Annotated in this window: 15 protein-coding genes; 7 read left to right on the top strand and 8 right to left on the bottom strand. The window is 57.3% G+C overall.

Annotated features, from left to right (window positions below):
* On the top strand, positions 1-978 hold a 978-nt coding region (locus AC2FND_RS16125; RefSeq protein WP_496770846.1), incomplete at its 5' end, for an autotransporter outer membrane beta-barrel domain-containing protein.
* Positions 979-1,006: 28 nt separating this feature from the next.
* Here AC2FND_RS16125 and AC2FND_RS16120 read toward each other — a convergent pair.
* From AC2FND_RS16120 to AC2FND_RS16090, 7 genes are all read right to left on the bottom strand, one after another.
* Positions 1,007-1,381 (bottom strand): DUF2237 family protein, encoded by a 375-nt coding sequence (locus tag AC2FND_RS16120; protein WP_209505410.1) that lies wholly within the window; start codon positions 1,379-1,381, stop codon positions 1,007-1,009.
* A 9-nt stretch (positions 1,382-1,390) separates the two neighbouring features.
* On the bottom strand, positions 1,391-2,554 hold the full coding sequence (locus tag AC2FND_RS16115; protein ID WP_496770845.1) for a serine hydrolase domain-containing protein: 1,164 nt from the start codon (positions 2,552-2,554) through the stop codon (positions 1,391-1,393).
* An 83-nt stretch (positions 2,555-2,637) separates the two neighbouring features.
* Entirely contained in the window at positions 2,638-3,318 is a 681-nt protein-coding gene (pth, locus tag AC2FND_RS16110; RefSeq protein ID WP_209505414.1) for an aminoacyl-tRNA hydrolase, read from the bottom strand.
* Between the two features lie 141 nt (positions 3,319-3,459).
* Complete coding sequence (locus AC2FND_RS16105) at positions 3,460-4,107, bottom strand: 50S ribosomal protein L25/general stress protein Ctc (protein ID WP_209598217.1); 648 nt, start codon at positions 4,105-4,107, stop codon at positions 3,460-3,462.
* 251 nt (positions 4,108-4,358) lie between these two features.
* Positions 4,359-5,525: an alpha-hydroxy acid oxidase gene (locus AC2FND_RS16100; RefSeq protein WP_209505419.1), complete on the bottom strand. Its 1,167-nt coding sequence runs from the start codon at positions 5,523-5,525 to the stop codon at positions 4,359-4,361.
* 145 nt (positions 5,526-5,670) lie between these two features.
* Positions 5,671-6,462: a tryptophan synthase subunit alpha gene (trpA, locus tag AC2FND_RS16095; RefSeq protein WP_496770842.1), complete on the bottom strand. Its 792-nt coding sequence runs from the start codon at positions 6,460-6,462 to the stop codon at positions 5,671-5,673.
* Positions 6,463-6,541: 79 nt separating this feature from the next.
* Positions 6,542-7,030, bottom strand: coding sequence for an acyloxyacyl hydrolase (locus AC2FND_RS16090; protein WP_496770840.1), 489 nt, complete (start codon positions 7,028-7,030; stop codon positions 6,542-6,544).
* A 200-nt stretch (positions 7,031-7,230) separates the two neighbouring features.
* On the opposite strand from AC2FND_RS16090, the gene ychF reads away from it, so the two are divergent.
* The 6 genes from ychF to AC2FND_RS16060 all read left to right on the top strand — a co-directional run bounded on the left by ychF (position 7,231) and on the right by AC2FND_RS16060 (position 15,293).
* Positions 7,231-8,328: a redox-regulated ATPase YchF gene (gene ychF, locus AC2FND_RS16085; protein ID WP_496770838.1), complete on the top strand. Its 1,098-nt coding sequence runs from the start codon at positions 7,231-7,233 to the stop codon at positions 8,326-8,328.
* A gap of 65 nt (positions 8,329-8,393) precedes the next feature.
* Entirely contained in the window at positions 8,394-9,275 is an 882-nt protein-coding gene (locus tag AC2FND_RS16080; RefSeq protein ID WP_480546309.1) for a LysR family transcriptional regulator, read from the top strand.
* Positions 9,276-9,360: 85 nt separating this feature from the next.
* On the top strand, positions 9,361-11,064 hold the full coding sequence (locus AC2FND_RS16075; RefSeq protein ID WP_496770836.1) for an NAD(P)H-dependent oxidoreductase subunit E: 1,704 nt from the start codon (positions 9,361-9,363) through the stop codon (positions 11,062-11,064).
* A gap of 13 nt (positions 11,065-11,077) precedes the next feature.
* Positions 11,078-13,861 (top strand): formate dehydrogenase subunit alpha, encoded by a 2,784-nt coding sequence (gene fdhF, locus AC2FND_RS16070; RefSeq protein ID WP_496770834.1) that lies wholly within the window; start codon positions 11,078-11,080, stop codon positions 13,859-13,861.
* A gap of 111 nt (positions 13,862-13,972) precedes the next feature.
* Positions 13,973-14,761, top strand: a complete 789-nt coding sequence (locus AC2FND_RS16065; protein ID WP_496770833.1) for a cyclase family protein — start codon at positions 13,973-13,975, stop codon at positions 14,759-14,761.
* A gap of 10 nt (positions 14,762-14,771) precedes the next feature.
* Positions 14,772-15,293 carry a thioesterase family protein gene (locus AC2FND_RS16060; protein ID WP_496770832.1) on the top strand — a complete coding sequence of 174 codons (522 nt, stop codon included), beginning with the start codon at positions 14,772-14,774 and terminating at the stop codon, positions 15,291-15,293.
* 21 nt (positions 15,294-15,314) lie between these two features.
* Here the strand turns inward: AC2FND_RS16060 and AC2FND_RS16055 are convergent.
* On the bottom strand, positions 15,315-17,430 hold a 2,116-nt coding region (locus AC2FND_RS16055), incomplete at its 5' end, for a translocation/assembly module TamB domain-containing protein (RefSeq protein WP_496770831.1).

The following is a 17,430-nucleotide window of genomic DNA, read 5'->3' as shown; positions in this document are numbered from 1 at the left end:
GTTTTTTCGGATGCCGCCGGGAACCTGAACCTTGCGTCCAACAGGGTCAGCACACAACAGGGTGTAACGGACACACAGCGACTGGTGCAGGCCTTTCAGAACGCCCGGGCCAACAGCCTCGTGACCAATCAGCCAGAGCTGACGCAGTTTCTTCAGCAATCAGGATCAGGTGCGCTGGACTCGTCGGTAACGCAAGGATCGGGGTTTCTGAAATTTGCAAGTGACCCAACCCACCCGGTCTGGTTCAATCTGTCCGGGAACTGGAGCTCTCAAAACGATTACGACAGTTCTTATGCCTTGGCCGTGGTGGGGGCGCATGGCTGGGTGAACTCGAACCTTCTGATCGGCGCCATGTTGCAGATCGACTATGCCGAAACCGAAAACGGCCCGGCCAGCGTGGATGGCACAGGGTGGCTGGTCGGACCTTATGTCGTCGCCAAACTGCCCAGCCAGCCGGTGTTTTTCGAAGGGCGCGTTCTGTACGGTCAGGCTGATAACGATATTTCTCCACTGGGCACCTATACCGACAGTTTCGATAGTGAACGCTGGCTGATCCAGTCGCGCGTAACCGGAGAGTTCAAGCGCGGTGACCTGACGCTTATGCCGCTGCTGGATGTTAGCTATGCCAGCGACGATCAGGAGGCTTATACCGATAGTCTGGGCAACCTGATCCCACAGCAGGATTTCAGCCTTACCACTGCACGGTTGGGTATGGATTTCAGTCACCCAATCCAGGTGTCGCGTGGTCAGATGATGCTGACCGGTGGTTTGTCTGGTATCTGGAGCACAACATCCGGCTCAGGCACTGTTCCTGGCGTGACACCGATAGGGGATACCGCCCGCGCCCGCGCTGATCTGGGTTTTGACTATCGGCTGGAAAACGACAGCCTTCTGGCTGCAAACCTGTTCTATGACGGTATCGGCGAAAGCGGTTTTGAAAACTACAGTGTCAGCCTGATCTGGCAAATGGCATTCTGAATCAGCTATGCGCCCCTTAGGGGGTCCTTTAGGTCTTTGCCTTATTTTGAAGCAAAATGTCGAGTGGTACGATCTCAAGCGCGCGTTGATGTGTCGCCTCCAGATGAACCTGCGGTGCACATCCTTCGTCATGAGCTTGCAAAAACCGGCTGGCGCATAAACACCAACTGTCGCCGGGGCGAAGGCCTGGAAAGTCGAATTCGGGTCGTGCCGTGCTCAGATCATTGCCGACATATTTTGAGAACGCCAGAAACTCGGCCGTCATCACGGCGCAGACGGTATGACTGCCCTGATCCTCGGGGCAGGTATTGCACGCGCCATCCCGGAAGAACCCCGTCAAAGGGTCGCGAGAGCACGGGGCCAGAACGCCACCCAGTACATTGATACTTTCTTGTTTCTGCATAATGGCATCTTACAGACTTTCCGCAATCTTGCGGAACATTTCGATGTTAAGATCATTCACGCCGGGTTCACGAAATAGCCTGTCTGCACCAGTGGACACAAGCAGAACGCCCCTGGGCTGGTTGAAATAGATGTATTGCCCATAGACGCCACGGGCCAGAAACTCTCCTTCATGCGCGCCGCGGGGAATCCACCATTGATACCCGTACCCGATCTCTCCTTGTGCGGTCGGTGCGCTGGGTTGGGTGGCTTCGAAAATCCATTCGGCAGGAACCAGTTGTTTTCCATTCGCGATGCCGTCCTGCAGGATCATTTGTCCGAACCGGGCGAAATCGCGCGTAGTAAAGTTGAGGCCCCCCAAAACAAAAGCGACCCCTGCACCATCAGTGATGTAGTATCCGTTCCGCTCCAGCCCCAACGGTTGAAGGATCTTTTCCGTCAGAAGGTCTGCCACATTCCGCCCGGTCGCACCGCGTATCACCATGCCCAGAACATGGGTGTCGATCGAGACGTATTGCCAGGTTTCACCCGGCGTCGCAAAGCTGTCTTGCAGCGAGGCTGCGAAATCGTCCAGCTCACCACCCAGGGCAACCACACGCCCCATCCGATTGATGTCGGAATTTGGGTCGAGATAATCTTCATCAAACGTCACGCCGCTTGCCATGTTCAGCACGTTGCGGATCGACGCGGTTTCATACGCGCTGCCTTTCAGTTTGGGCGCATATTTGACGACCGGGTCATCCAACGACCCGATTGCGCCCTCTTGCAGCAGGATACCGAAAAGCGCCGAAAGATAGCTTTTGGCGACCGACCAAGAAATCCTCCGGTCATCCGGCCCGGTGCCAAGATAATATTCCTCGAATCTGATCTTGCCGTTCTGCATGACCAGCAACGACGTGACCGATCGTTCATCGATCCAGCTGTCGGTTCCTTCCGGCAAGTCGAATCCTTCGCCATAAGGCAGGTCCCAGGTTGGCGCGTCTCCGCGCGGCAGGTTTACGGTCAGAAAAGCCTCGTCCATATGCGAGAAATTGTGAACGATCTTCTCTTCCGAAAATAACGAGTTTACGGCCAATAGGCGCTGCAACTCTTCGCGCTTCCACAGCCCGACGGCAGTGGCGGCCAGAACCAGCGCCAGTACGATGCGCAGCACCCACTTCAATATGGATTTCATCGCATTGCCTCCCTAGTTGGCCGGTATTGGAACGCGGGAGGTTGCATTCTGCAACCTCTACGTAACGGAAAGAGGCCGGGGTGCTACCTGAATTTGTCCAAAAGCTTCTGCATGGCAGACCGGTCGTCATCCTCGGTGTCGGGTGCGGGCGTTGAAGGTGTGTCGGCTTTAGGTGCAGCGGTTTTTGATGATCGCGGCGGGGCAGTGCGCAATGCAACTGCATTCATGAACTTGCCGCCCTCGTCCTGTGCCAGGTAGGGTGCCCCGTCCGAAACACCCCGAAGAACGTCGTCCAGCCAACTGGTTTCGGATTTCGCGAAATCACTGAGCACGTACCCCGAAACCATTTCCTTGCGGCCCGGATGCCCGATCCCAAGGCGTACACGGTCATATGCCGCCCCGATATGCTCATGGATCGAGCGCAGTCCGTTATGCCCGGCGTGCCCGCCCCCTGCCTTGACGCGCAATTTGCCCGGGGCAAGGTCCAATTCGTCATGAAATACAACAACGTCGGTGGACTCCAGCTTGTAAAACCGCATCGCCTCACCCACGGATTGACCCGATCGGTTCATGTAGGTCTGCGGTTTCAACAAAAGGACTTTCTCAGTGCCAAGCCGACCTTCCGATATCTCGGCCTGAAACTTCGACTTCCAGGGGCCAAACCCGTGATCTGCAGCGATCCGGTCCAGGGCCATGAACCCGATATTGTGCCGGTTCCGGGCGTATTTCTGACCCGGGTTTCCCAATCCAACAAACAGCTTCATGTTTCTGTTCTGCCTTTGCCACTTCAAAGACATTTCATGCCCGGAAAACGTCAGGAAATCCAGTCGCGCGTGAATGTCGGGTCCCAAAAAAAACGGGGCTCACCCGAGCCCCGTTTCAAAGTCGGAAATTCTATTCCTAACTTATTCTTCTTCTTTGCCGACAACTTCGACTTCATCGGCTGCAACTTCAACTTCTTCATCTTCGTCGCTTGTGGACAGGCCAGTCGGCGCCGAGATGTTGGCAATCACAAAGTCACGGTCGATGGTCGGTTTGGTGCCCTCAGGCAGATCAACCGACGAAATGGTCACAACGTCGTTGATGTTCAGGCCGGTCAGATCAACCGTGATCTTCTCGGGAATGTCGCCGGCGGTGCACATCAGTTCCACTTCCGGGCGGACAACCGTCAGAACGCCACCCTTCTTAATGCCAGGGGCTGCATCCTCATTGATGAACTCAACGGGAATGAACAGCGCGATCTTGGTGGTCCGACGCAGACGCATCAGGTCCAGATGGGTCGGCAGGTCTTTGACAACGTCACGCTGAACGTCGCGGCAGATAACGCGGACATCTTCGTGACCTTCAACCTTGAGGTTCCACAAAGTCGACTTGAACCGGCCCGCTTTCAGGCGCTTGAACAGGACGTTGAAAGGGATCTGAATTGGCAGCGGATCTTTGTCGCCACCAAATACGATGCCCGGAACCATGCCGTCGCGGCGTGCCTGACGAGCGGCGCCCTTGCCTGTCCCCGTCCGTTCCAGAGCTACGAGATCAGGAATCTCACCAGCCATGATATATTCTCCATTGTTAGGGCGGGCATCCTCCAAGGCTGTATACCCGCGTGAAGCCGCGTCCTTAGCTTGATTCACCCGATTTGGAAAGAGGTATTTCTTGCCATGCCGTTCGGTTGGGTTCTATCGCCTGTCCTGGAGTATTTATCTGGCGAACGACTGAAGGATCCCCAGCTTCATCTGGCCAAAAATATCCCGGAGAAGGCGCCCGGAACGGGCGTCGGGGGCAGAGCCCCCTTGTGAAACATCGCTTATGCTTGCCAGCGGCCCCCGAAGTTTTCAGGTATCAGCAGATTGTGACGCCCCAACGCGGCCACGTTTTTCTCACCACAAAGCGCCATTGTCGTATCAAGCTCCCTCTGGATCAGCTCAAGCGCCGTAGTGACACCTTTCTGACCCATGGCACCCAGACCATACACAAACGCGCGGCCGACATAGGTCCCTTTGGCCCCAAGTGCTAAGGCTTTGAGCACGTCCTGCCCGGATCGGATACCGCTGTCCAGATGCACCTCGATATCGCCTCCGACCGCATCCATGATCTCGGGCAGGACACGAATTGAGCTCAGCGCGCCATCAAGCTGACGCCCTCCATGATTTGACACAACAATCGCATCGGCACCCAGCTTGGCGGCCATCCTCGCGTCATCCGCATCAAGGATGCCCTTGAGGATGACTTTCCCGCCCCATTGCTCCATCAGTTTTTCAACCTTGGACCAGTCCAGGCTGGGGTCAAACTGTTCTGCGGTCCAGGCCCCCAATGAAGACGCGTCCGAAATACCATGCACATGCCCCACGATATTGCCGAACTCGCGCCGCTTGGCCTGCAGCATTTCAATGCCCCAGGCCCATTTGGTCATCAGGTTGGCGATGGTTTTTGCCGTCAATTTGGGCGGGGCCGACAGACCGTTTTTCAGATCTTTGTGCCGTTGGCCCAGAATTTGCAGGTCGAGTGTAATCACCAGCGCGGAGCATTTTGCGTCTTTTGCCCGCTGGATCAGGCGATTGATGTAGTCCGTGTCCTTCATCGTATATAGCTGAAACCAGAAGGGCTTGTCGGTATACCCGGCCACATCTTCGATCGAGTTGATGGACATGGTGGACAGCGTAAAGGGTACACCAAATTCCTCGGCGGCTTTGGCGGCCTTCATCTCTCCGTCTGCATGTTGCATCCCCGTCAACCCGACCGGGGCAAGCGCCACGGGCATTGAAACGTCTTCGCCAATCATTTGCGAAGATGTCGACCGACCGGACATATCTACCGCAACCCTTTGGCGAAGGCGTATTTTTTCAAAATCGGTCGTGTTTTCGCGAAAAGTCTGTTCTGTCCAGCTGCCGCTTTCGGCGTAGTCATAGAACATACGGGGCACGCGGCGTTCATATATGCGTTTGAGGTCTTCGATATTGGTGATCACAGGCATGAAAACAGGGCTCCGTGTACATTGGTTAGTTTTCTTTACCAATTCATTCCCAAGGCTGCAATGTCTTGGCGTCACAGTGAAGGGTCACAAAAAACCCGCCGCGGTATCCGCGACGGGTCACAATTCTCGCATGTTGGCTGCGAAATCAGGCGCTGTGCGCGCCATCCGAAAGAGATTTTACAAAGGTCAGCACGTCGGTCACAGGTTTACCAGCGCCGATCTGGCTGACGATCGCTGACCCGACCACCGCGCCGTCCGACACCGAGGCAATATTGCGCGATTTCTCGGGCGTGTTGATCCCGAACCCCACGATTACCGGCAGATCGGTCGCGGCCTTGATGCGGGCAACCTCGGGGCCAACATCGGTTGCTTCTGCCTCGGCTGCGCCAGTGATCCCGGTGATCGAGACATAATAAACAAAGCCCGAAGTGTTTTGCAGAACACGTGGCAGGCGTTTGTCATCCGTGGTCGGGGTCGCCAGGCGAATAAAATTCAGACCCGCCGCTTGCGCGGGCAGACAGAGTTCTGCGTCCTCCTCAGGGGGAAGGTCCACCACGATCAACCCGTCAATACCAGCTGCTTTTGCATCGGCCAGAAACGCGTCGACACCGCAGCTGTAGATCGGGTTGTAATACCCCATCAGGACAATGGGGGTTGTATCGTCTGTTTCCCGAAACGTTCGTGCCAGATCCAATGTGCGTTGCAAGGTCATGCCCCGCTCAAGCGCACGTTGGCCCGCAGCCTGAATAGTAGGGCCGTCGGCCATCGGGTCGGTAAAGGGCAGGCCCAGCTCGATAACATCCACGCCAGCGCCTGGCAGGCCTTTGACCACTTCAAGCGAAGTGTCATAGTCGGGATCCCCGGCCATGACATAGGCGACAAAGGCCTTCTTGCCTTCAGCTTTCAGGGCGGCGAACTTGGCGTCGATACGGGTCATCGGATGTCCTTGCACTCGGGTTTCGACCTGATGTGCAGAAACTTTGACCGAAAATCAATCCCGCCCAGACAGGAATGGATCAGAAGCCCAGATGATAGCGTACCAGCAGGGCATTCACGCCCGGGTTTTCGTCATTGGTACTGGCGTTGGATTTATGGGTAAGCGCGACAGACACGCTGTTGCCATTGTTCAGATTATAGCCAAGACCCAAAAGGCTGCGAATCTGAAAATCGCCCCCAAGATCATTCAGGTCGTTGCTGGCATTATAGTAGCCGGGCATTACACTGCCTTCCACGAACCAGCGATCGCTCAGCGCATACTGCCCGATCAGGCCCGCGCCGATATGCGTGTCACCATCTTCATCTACAGTTAGGGCCGCACCCCAACCGGCGCGAAACCGCGTGGCCTGATGAAATGGTGCATGGTGGTATTCAATCGAGATCAGGCCCTGATCCTCGGACGTGTCTTCGGAATAATCAGCGTATCCAGCGCCAAAAACAATGGTCTGTGCCTGGGCTGACGCGCAGGCCGTTGCCGCCATTACGGTTACAAGAAAAAAGTGTTTCATCGGGTTCCGCTAACAAAAAGTGATCGTGCGATATTAACTGGTTATCGTAGGCGCCGTTTTTCAATTTAGACAAGAACACATTTTCCAAACAATTTTGTGATGTGGCGAAATGGACTCGGCAAAGGTGCCGCCAGCAATCCCTTGCGCATCTAGGCGGACCTGCATAGAAGCTGCGATCGTATTCTATGCAGGAGGCCGTGATGGGCTTTAAGATGGGAATCGTGGGTCTACCGAATGTCGGCAAGTCGACCCTGTTCAATGCGTTGACCAAAACCGCAGCTGCGCAGGCCGCGAACTTCCCGTTCTGCACCATTGAACCCAATGTCGGGGATGTCGCGGTTCCCGACGCCCGTCTCGACAGGCTGGCGGCGATTGCGTCCTCAAAACAGATTATCCCAACGCGTATGACTTTTGTGGATATCGCGGGTCTGGTGAAAGGCGCGTCAAAGGGCGAAGGGCTGGGCAACCAGTTTCTGGCGAATATTCGCGAAACGGATGCGATTGCCCATGTGCTGCGCTGTTTCGAAGACGGCGACGTGACACATGTCGATGGTCGCGTTGATCCGGTTGCGGACGCTGACACGATCGAAACCGAGCTGATGCTGGCCGATTTAGAAAGCATCGAAAAGCGCCGGGCCAATCTGGTGCGCAAGCTGAAGGGCAACGACAAAGAGGCACAGCAGCAAGATCGCCTGTTGACCGAGGCGCAGGCCATGCTGGAAAGCGGCAAGCCCGCACGTCTGGTCGAAGTCAGCGACGAGGACGCCAAGGCTTGGAAGATGTTGCAACTGCTGACCACCAAACCGGTTCTCTACGTCTGCAACGTGTCCGAGGAGGACGCCGCACAAGGCAACGAATACTCTGCCCGCGTGGCCGAAATGGCCGCCGCGCAGGGCAATGCCCATGTCATCATCAGTGCCAAGATCGAAGAAGAGATAAGCCTGCTGGATGAGGACGAAGCCCAGATGTTCCTTGAGGAGATGGGATTAGAAGAGCCCGGCCTCGACCGTCTGATCCGCGCCGGCTACGATCTGCTGAAGCTGGAAACCTATTTCACGGTCGGCCCGAAAGAGGCCCGCGCCTGGACCATCCGCACTGGCACCGCCGCTCCGCAGGCCGCCGGTGTGATCCATGGCGATTTCGAAAAGGGTTTCATTCGCGCCGAGACCATCGCCTATGACGACTATGTCGCCGCAAATGGCGAGCAGGGCGCGAAAGAGGCGGGAAAGATGCGGGCAGAGGGTAAGGGCTATATAGTCAAGGACGGCGATGTGATGCACTTTTTGTTTAATACCTGATCAATTGGGCTGTTCCTGTCGGGTGAGCGGGGTATCCTGCCTTATCCGCAGCATTGGAGCTTTCCTTGATCGAAATCCGCGACCTTCAACTCCTCAGCGCCTTGGCGCGGCATCGGCATTTTGCCAAGGCGGCCGAGGAGTGCGGGATTTCACAGCCTGCGTTTTCTATGCGCATCCGCAATCTTGAGGATCGTTTGGGTGTCTCCATCGTCCGCCGCGCCAACCGGTTTCAGGGCCTGACCGAAGAGGGCGAGATGATCGTCCAGCGGGCGCGGCGTATTCTGGACGACACCAAGGCGCTGGAACAGCAGGTGCTTGCTGCAAAGGGAGAGATTACGGGCACACTGATCCTCGGCGTGATCCCGACCGCAATCGCCTTCACGGGACGGTTGGTCAAAAGGCTGCGTGACGCGCATCCTCGTATCGTTACACGCATTGAAACCATGTCAGCCACTGCAATTCAGCATCGACTGGACGAAGGCAGCCTTGATGCTGGAGTAACCTATGGTGACAGTATCGGCACCGATTTCCGGCAGGTTCAGCCCCTTTATGAGGAAACCTATGTGTTGTTGGTGCCCACGCATCTGACGGACCAAAGCGGCCCGATTCCGTGGGCGCAGGTCGCAGAATTTCCGCTCAGCCTTTTAGAGCCGCAGATGCAGAACCGGCGTATTCTGGACCGGGTGTTTGCCGAACAGGGGCTGCACCCTGACATCGTGGCCGAAACCAGCGGTTTCACGGCTTCGATGGTCATGGTGCGTGAGGGGCTGGCGGCGACGGTTGTCCCTCGGGTTCTGGTGCGCGCGCTGGGCGATTTGAAGGGAACGAAAGTGTTGCCGCTGATCGAACCTGTTGTCAGCAAACCGATTTGTCTGGCGACCCTTAACCGGGACCCCGAATTGCCGACGGTCAAGGCTTTGCGGGATGTGGTGACCTCTTTGCGGTGATAAGGTGTCGTTATCGTGCGATTGCCAAAAGCGATTTGACGATATGTTTGCCTGATGAGAGACGGAACCTCAATCGGAGGGCATCATGGCACCATTAGATACCAAGCCATCAGGCACACCCAAGGGCGTCTGGAAGTCAGGTAAAGGCAAGGGGCGGCACACACCCAAGGGCCGTCAGTTCACGGATGAGGCGCAGGCTGAAATCACACGCCTGCTGGGCGATCGCCCGCGCCGCCGTGATCTGTTGATCGAATTCCTGCATTTGATTCAGGACGAACACGGCCATATCAGCGCCGACCATATCGCGGCATTGGCCGTCGAGATGCGGATCGGTCAGGCCGAGATCTACGAGACCGCGACTTTCTATGCCCATTTCGATGTGGTGAAAGAAGGCGAGACACCTCCTCCCGCTTTGACCATCCGGGTTTGTGATTCCCTCTCCTGCGAAATGGCCGGTGCCCAGCAGTTGCAGCAGGCACTGGAAGGCGGTTTGGACCCTGCCGAAGTTCGCGTTGTTCGCGCGCCCTGCATGGGGCGTTGCGATACCGCCCCGGTATTGGAGATTGGCCACAATCACATTGATCATGCGACCCCCGAAAAGGTGCAGTCGGCGATTGCATCAGGGGACACCCATGCGCATCTGCCCGACTATGAGACCTTCACGGCCTATGAGGCCGAAGGCGGTTACGCCAAGCTTATAGAGCTGCGCGACGGCGGTGATTGGGAACAGGTGCAAGAAGACGTCCTGTCCTCGGGCCTGCGTGGTCTGGGCGGCGCTGGCTTCCCGTCGGGCAAGAAATGGGGCTTTGTTCGCATGAACGAAGGCCCGCGCTATTTGGCTGTCAACGGCGACGAGGGTGAACCCGGCACGTTCAAAGACCGCTATTACCTGGAGCGCACACCGCATGTCTTCTTGGAAGGTATGCTGATCGCGGCATGGGCGGTCGAGGCCGAGACCTGTTTCATTTACATGCGCGACGAATACCCGGCAGTGCTGGGTATTTTGCGTCGTGAGATTGCGGCATTGGAAGATGCCGGTATCGTCGCAAAGGGTTACATCGACCTGCGCCGGGGTGCTGGCGCTTATATCTGCGGTGAAGAATCCGCGATGATCGAATCGATCGAGGGCAAGAAGGGCCTGCCACGCCACCGTCCTCCGTTCGTGGCGCAGGTTGGGGTCTTTAACCGTCCGACCTTGGTGCACAATGTCGAGACGCTGTATTGGGTCTCAAAAATCTGCCGCGAAGGGCCGCAGATTCTGAACTCTGTTGAAAAGAACGGCCGCAAGGGCCTGCGCAGCTATTCGGTCTCGGGGCGTGTGGCGAAGCCAGGCGTTTACCTGCTGCCCGCAGGTTCGACCATTCTTGATGTGATTGATGCCGCCGGCGGCATGGCTGATGGCCATGTGTTCAAGGCGTATCAACCGGGCGGGCCGTCGTCTGGTCTTCTCCCCTCAAGCATTGACGACGTCCCGCTCGACTTCGACACGCTTCAGCCGCTTGGCACCTTCATCGGGTCTGCCGCCGTTGTGGTTCTGTCCGATCAGGACACCGCCCGCGATGCCGCGCTTAACATGCTGCGGTTCTTTGAGGATGAAAGCTGTGGTCAGTGCACACCCTGCCGGGCAGGCTGCGAAAAGGCGGTCAAGCTGATGCAGGCCGACAAGTGGGACACCGATCTGTTGGAGGATCTGTGTCAGGTCATGGGCGATGCCTCGATCTGCGGTCTGGGGCAGGCGGCCCCGAATCCGATCCGCCTGGTCATGAAACATTTCGCTGACGAAATCTGAGGGAGACAGAGCCATGCTTGACGCAAGCCCAACCAAGACCGTCACCTTCAACCTGAACGGCGATGACGTCACTGTGCCCGAGGGCACCACGATCTGGGAAGCAGCCAATGGCCGGGGCCTGGTGATCCCGCACCTGTGCCACAAGCCTGCGCCGGGATACCGCCCCGATGGCAACTGCCGCGCCTGCATGGTCGAGGTGGAGGGCGAGCGCACGCTGGTCGCCTCATGCATCCGCCCGGCGGCTGACGGGATGGTGGTCAAGACCGATACCGACCGCGCCGAGAAATCGCGCGCCATGGTGATGGAATTGCTCGTGGCCGACCAGCCCGAGCAGCCGCATGACGTATCCAGCCATTTCTGGGATATGGCCAAGCTGAACGATGTCAGCGACAGCCGATTTCCTGCGAAAGAGGCCGAGAAAATCCCGCTGCTGGATGACAGCCATGTGGCGATGCGGGTCAATCTGGATGCCTGCATCAACTGCAATCTTTGTGTTCGGGCCTGCCGCGAAGTGCAGGTGAATGACGTGATCGGCATGGCTGGTCGCGGTCATACCGCGCAGGTGGTGTTCGACCAGAACGACCCGATGGGCGCGTCAACTTGCGTGGCCTGTGGTGAATGTGTTCAGGCCTGCCCGACCGGTGCGCTGATGCCGGCCACCGTGCTGGACGACCAGCAGCAGGGGGACAGCAAGGACTACGACAGCGAAACCGAAAGCGTTTGCCCCTTCTGCGGTGTGGGCTGCAAAGTGTCGCTGAAGGTCAAGGACGGCAAGGTGAAATATGTCGAGGGCATCAATGGCCCCGCAAACGAAGGTCGTTTGTGTGTCAAAGGTCGCTTTGGCTTTGACTACATCCACCACCCGCACCGCCTGACCAAACCTTTGATCCGGCGCGAGGATGCGCCTGCCAAGGGGCTGAACGTTGATCCGGGTAACCTGTCGAGCCATTTCCGCGAGGCGACCTGGGAAGAAGCGATGGACTTGGCCGCGACCAAGCTGATGGACCTGCGTGCCGAAGACCCACGTTCGGTTGCGGGCTTCGGTTCGGCCAAATGCACCAACGAAGAGGCGTACCTGTTCCAGAAGTTCATCCGTCAGGGCTTCAAGCACAACAACGTCGATCACTGCACCCGTCTGTGCCACGCTTCATCCGTTGCGGCGCTGATCGAGAATGTAGGTTCGGGCGCGGTGACTGCGACCTTCAACGAGATCGTGAATGCCGATGTGGCGATCATCATCGGCTCGAACCCGATCGAGAACCACCCTGTCGCGGCGACCTATTTCAAGCAGTTCGCCAAGCGCGGAGGCAAGCTGATCGTGATGGACCCACGCGGCGTTGGTATGCGCAAGTTTGCCGACGAAATGCTTCAGTTCCGTCCGGGGGCGGATGTCTCGATGCTGAACGCGATCATGAACGTGATCGTCGAGGAAGAGCTGTATGACAGCCAGTACATCCATCGCTGGACCGAGAACTGGGAGGCCGAGAAAGAGCACCTGCGCGCCTTCACGCCCGAAGCGATGGCACCGATCTGTGGTATTGAACCGGACCAGCTGCGCCGGGTCGCCCGCACCTTTGCGCAGGCCAAAGCGGGCCTGATCTTCTGGGGCATGGGCGTCAGCCAGCACATCCACGGCACCGACAACTCGCGCTGCCTGATCTCGCTGGCCTTGATGACCGGAAATGTTGGCAAACCCGGCGCGGGCCTGCACCCGCTGCGGGGGCAAAACAACGTGCAGGGTGCATCAGACGCCGGACTGATCCCGATGTTCCTACCAGACTATCAGTCGGTGACAGACGACCGCGTTCGCGCCAGATTCAATGATGTCTGGCATTCGGATGACTTCTCGAACGAGAAAGGTCTGACCGTGACTGAGATCATCGATCAGGCATATGCGGGCAACATCAAGGGCATGTATATTCAGGGTGAAAACCCGGCCATGTCCGACCCGGATGTGAACCACGCCCGCGCGGCGCTGGCCAAGCTGGATCTGATGATCGTGCAGGACATCTTCCTGACCGAGACGGCGAACTATGCCGATATCATCCTGCCTGCCTCGGCGCTCTATGAAAAGAACGGCACTGTGTCGAACACCAACCGCCAGGTACAGCGTGTACGGCCTGCCGTTACCCCCCCGGGTGAAGCGCGCGAAGATTGGAAGATAACAGTCGAGCTGGCACAGCGCATCGGGTTGAACTGGGACTACACCGATGTGTCGCAGGTCTTTACCGAGATGAAACTGACCATGGCGTCGCTTGACAACATCACGTGGGAGCGTCTGGAGACCGAGACGATTACCTACCCGTCGCTCAGCGAAACCGATCCGGGTCAGGCCATCGTGTTCGGGGATGGTTTCCCCCGCTCGGGCGGCAAGGCGAAGTTCACCCCCGCCAGCGTCATTCCGCCGGATGAGGCTCCGGACGACGAATACCCGATGATCGCCACCACTGGCCGTCAGCTGGAACATTGGCACACTGGCTCGATGACCCGCCGGTCCAATGTTCTGGACGCGGTTGAGCCCGAGGCGAATTGTTCGATGAATCCACGTACGCTCAAGCTGATGGGAATCGAACCAGGCGACATGATCCGCCTGACCACACGCCGTGGTTCGATTGAGATCATGGTCCGCGCGGACCGGGCGATTGCCGAGGATATGGTGTTCATCCCGTTTGCCTATGTTGAGGCGGCGGCGAACATCCTGACCAATTCGGCCATCGACCCTTATGGCAAAATCCCCGAGTTCAAATTCTCGGCCATTCGCGTCGAAAAGATCGAAAGCGCAGTTGCGGCTGAGTAAGATCAACACATATCAAGCAAAGAAGGCGGCCAGACAGGTCGCCTTTTTCTTTTCTTGACAGACGCTTGTGCTCGACCAACCTTGTTTGGGAATATGGTGGAGGAATTTTTTATGGCACGTCGTTTCGTCGATCTGTCCGTTCCGTTGGAAACCGGGATCGTGTCTGACCCGCCAATCATGTTGCCGCAAATCGAATATCTGACCCATGACCAGACGGCAGAACAGGTCATGTCATTCTTTCCGGGCCTGGAACGGCAAGACTTGCCGAACGGTGAAGGATGGGCAATCGAACGGTTGCAGATCGCGACCCACAACGGCACGCATCTGGATGCGCCGTATCACCATCATTCCACGATGAACAAAGGTGAACGGGCGATAACCATCGACGAAGTGCCGTTGGAATGGTGCATGAACCCTGGCGTCAAGCTGGACTTTCGGCACTTCGAGGATGGGTATGTCGTTACCGCGGCAGATGTCGAAGCCGAATTGAAGCGCATCGGGCACGGTCTTTGCCCGTTGGATATCGTCGTGGTCAACACTGCTGCAGGGACACGTTATGGCGCGCCGGATTATCTGGTCAGAGGATGTGGAATGGGGCGCGAAGCGACGCTTTTTCTGACTGAACGTGGCGTGCGTGTCACCGGCACTGACGCCTGGAGCTGGGATGCACCGTTTCCGCTCACCGCTCAGGAATACGCTGAGACCCGAGATCCATCTATAATCTGGGAAGGCCACCGTGCGTCGATGGATATCGGCTATTGCCACTTGGAAAAACTGACCAATCTGGAAGATTTGCCGCCCACAGGGTTCGAGATTTCCTGTTTCCCTTTCAAGATAAAAGGGGCCTCTGCCGGATTTGTCCGGGCCGTTGCAATATTTGACGAACAAGACGCACAGTAAAGGGGGCCAGATGCAGCCGACTATGACACCTCTTGGCGGGCATGATGGCCCATATGCCGCGCCGGTGGAAATTCGCGGCTTTGAAGTACGGCCCGAATGGATCGACTATAACGGCCATATGAATGTTGGGTTTTACGGTGTCGCCTTTGACATGGCTTTGGAAAAGCTGATGGTTGACCATCTCGGTTTGGGCGAGGTGCAGGTCAAGGCGTTGGGGCAGGGACCTTACATCCTGCAGTCTCATCTGCATTTCGTGCAGGAAGTCAAAGACGGTTCATCGTTTTATTTCAGGTTCCGAATGTTGGATGCTGACAGCAAGAGAGGACATTATTTCGCGCAGATGCTTTTGTCAGAAACTGACGAGATTTGCGCGACGCAAGAGGCGCTTTTCATGAATGTCAGCCACAGCACCGGGCGCTCCGAGCCCTATCCGGATTGGGCAGCGGCGCGTCTTGCGCAAATGGTGGAGGATCACAAATCTCTGGAACCGGCTTCGCAGGTCGGCCAACCGATAGGAATTCGCCGAAATTAGTTTCCGGGGTCGGACGCGATTCTAATAGTCCTTTGAAAAGAACACTCCGATGCCTGTTTCTCCACGACCGTCAACCGTGCCCTTGACCGAGAAGTTGTCGGTGACATCAAGGTTCAGGTTCACCTCGGTATTGCCTTCGGTATTGACGGTGAAGTCGGTATAGAGGTTTTCACCCAAATAGGCCCCGGCACCCAGTCGGCCCGCGCCACCTTCTGACGCACCAACATCAATCGTATCAACACCGGTAGAGTCGCGTAATCCCTTGGTCGCGTCCCCGCCAGCACCGCTGAGTTGCGCCAGCGATGCGGCCATCTGTGCAATCAGGAACGGTGAGATTTCCGAGAACCTGTTCCCAAAGAGCAGCATCGCCAGTGCCTCTTCAGCCGGGCGCTCGGGATCGGAAAACACGTTGACCTCTGGTGAATCCAGCGGCCCTGCGATTTCGATGGTCGCGGTGCCGTCCGAGGTGCTGGCGGAGGATTCAAACTCGATGTAGGGCGTCAAGTCACCCTGTAGGGTCACGATACCTTTGGTCAGGGCCAGCCTGCGGCCCAGAATATCGAAATTACCACGGATCAATTCAATCTGACCTGATGGGACAACCGAGGTCGTGGTGCCACCAATGGAAATCCGGCCACCCAGCTCGGCATTTACACCGCGCCCCCGTACGAACACGGCTTTGGGCGCCAGCAAGTTGATGTCCAGCGCTATTCTGGATGTGCGTTGGCCCTTGTCTTCGGTAGCCACCAGACCTGCGCGCTCGCGCGTGATGAAACTGGCACCGCTTTCGTTGACATGCTGTATCTCGGGGATTGGTGCAGCACCTACAGCCCCCGAAGCCGCAGCGAGGTTGATATTGGTCTCACCAAAGGTGATCTGCCCGGCCAGCGAACTGTTCCCGGCTAAGGCGCCGGTCATGGCAATCTGGCCATTCAAAGTCGTCTCATACAAAAGCCGATCGGTCAGGACGAGGTTGTCGATTGTTGTCGTGATCTGCGCGTTGAATGGGGGTGTTAGATCGACAGGTCCATTGACGGTAAAGCCACCACCGGCCCGCACACCGCCGTTCAGTTTGATGGTTGCACGGCTTTGCGCCAGATCCACCTGTCCGTTGATCCCGGTGATGGTCTGACCCGCGCCGGGAAGTGCTAGGGATGTTCCCGAGGTGGTAATCGACCCGCTTAGGGACGCCAGATCAGCCGGGCCTTTGAGGGCCAGATCAAAACGCGCGGATCCTTCAATTTTTCTGGGTGTAATAAAGGCATTCGCAATCCCCAGGTTTACGCCACCCTGCGCAGAAATATCAGCATTGCTGCTGGTTTCATCAAATGTTCCTGCAACCGTGCTGACGATGTCCGCGGGACCTTGTGCCTTGGCGTCGATGGTCCAAACGCCACTGTCCCGCTTTGCATTGCCCGCAGCGGTAAGGGTGCCGGGAAACTCTGGCACAAACCTTTCGATGCGGTTGAACTTGGCATCAAAGTCCAGATCGGCGGATCCATTTGTGTCCACCGTACCGGCCACTTTGGCATAAGAACTCTCTGGCCCAAGCAAGTGAGCGGTTCCTTCGAGCCCGGACTGTGTCGGAGCGACGTTGCCGTCCAGTTTCAGAGGCCCAGAGAGTGATTTTGACAGCCGCCCCAGATCATCCAGTGCTGCGGAAAAGGTCACTCCGCCCGCATCGCGATCCAGTTTGCCGGATGCATCCGCAGAAAGGGCGGTGCCGATCAGTTGGAATGTGCGAATGTTCAGACCGGCCTCGTCATTCACCGCATCCACGGTCAGGTTCGTTCGCCCCGGGATCAGGGTGTCAACCGCGTTGATGCCGGACTTGATGTCATCGGCAGCCAAGTTGCCTTTGACGTCAAATACCCTGCTGCCAACCGTACCTTTGCCAGCGACGTCCGCTATGACCGAGCCTGCAATATCTCGCCCGGCAAGGCCTGAAAAAGGTGACAGGTCCGGGACGTTCAGACTAACCTTTCCGTCCACGGCCAGTGCATCCGTCGGATCGTCAATTGTTGCAGTGGCGCTTGCCACAAGGGCTGGACCTTTGATCACCGCGTCGCGGATTTCAATCTGCTTCTGGCTCAGCGCGCCATCGAATGTGATCTCGGTCCGACCGACCAACAGCGGG

Source organism: Ruegeria sp. BHSB056 (assembly GCF_059613305.1).
This window is presented reverse-complemented; position numbering and strand designations above follow the sequence as displayed.

Coding starts and splice junctions, on each gene's coding strand:
- AC2FND_RS16075 (WP_496770836.1), top strand. CDS start 9,361: ATGGCACCATTAGATACCAAGCCATCAGGCACACCCAAGGGCGTCTGG.
- AC2FND_RS16120 (WP_209505410.1), bottom strand. CDS start 1,381: ATGCAGAAACAAGAAAGTATCAATGTACTGGGTGGCGTTCTGGCCCCG.
- AC2FND_RS16065 (WP_496770833.1), top strand. CDS start 13,973: ATGGCACGTCGTTTCGTCGATCTGTCCGTTCCGTTGGAAACCGGGATC.
- fdhF (WP_496770834.1), top strand. CDS start 11,078: ATGCTTGACGCAAGCCCAACCAAGACCGTCACCTTCAACCTGAACGGC.
- AC2FND_RS16115 (WP_496770845.1), bottom strand. CDS start 2,554: ATGAAATCCATATTGAAGTGGGTGCTGCGCATCGTACTGGCGCTGGTT.
- trpA (WP_496770842.1), bottom strand. CDS start 6,462: ATGACCCGTATCGACGCCAAGTTCGCCGCCCTGAAAGCTGAAGGCAAG.
- AC2FND_RS16090 (WP_496770840.1), bottom strand. CDS start 7,030: ATGAAACACTTTTTTCTTGTAACCGTAATGGCGGCAACGGCCTGCGCG.
- AC2FND_RS16060 (WP_496770832.1), top strand. CDS start 14,772: ATGCAGCCGACTATGACACCTCTTGGCGGGCATGATGGCCCATATGCC.
- pth (WP_209505414.1), bottom strand. CDS start 3,318: ATGAAGCTGTTTGTTGGATTGGGAAACCCGGGTCAGAAATACGCCCGG.
- ychF (WP_496770838.1), top strand. CDS start 7,231: ATGGGCTTTAAGATGGGAATCGTGGGTCTACCGAATGTCGGCAAGTCG.
- AC2FND_RS16100 (WP_209505419.1), bottom strand. CDS start 5,525: ATGCCTGTGATCACCAATATCGAAGACCTCAAACGCATATATGAACGC.
- AC2FND_RS16105 (WP_209598217.1), bottom strand. CDS start 4,107: ATGGCTGGTGAGATTCCTGATCTCGTAGCTCTGGAACGGACGGGGACA.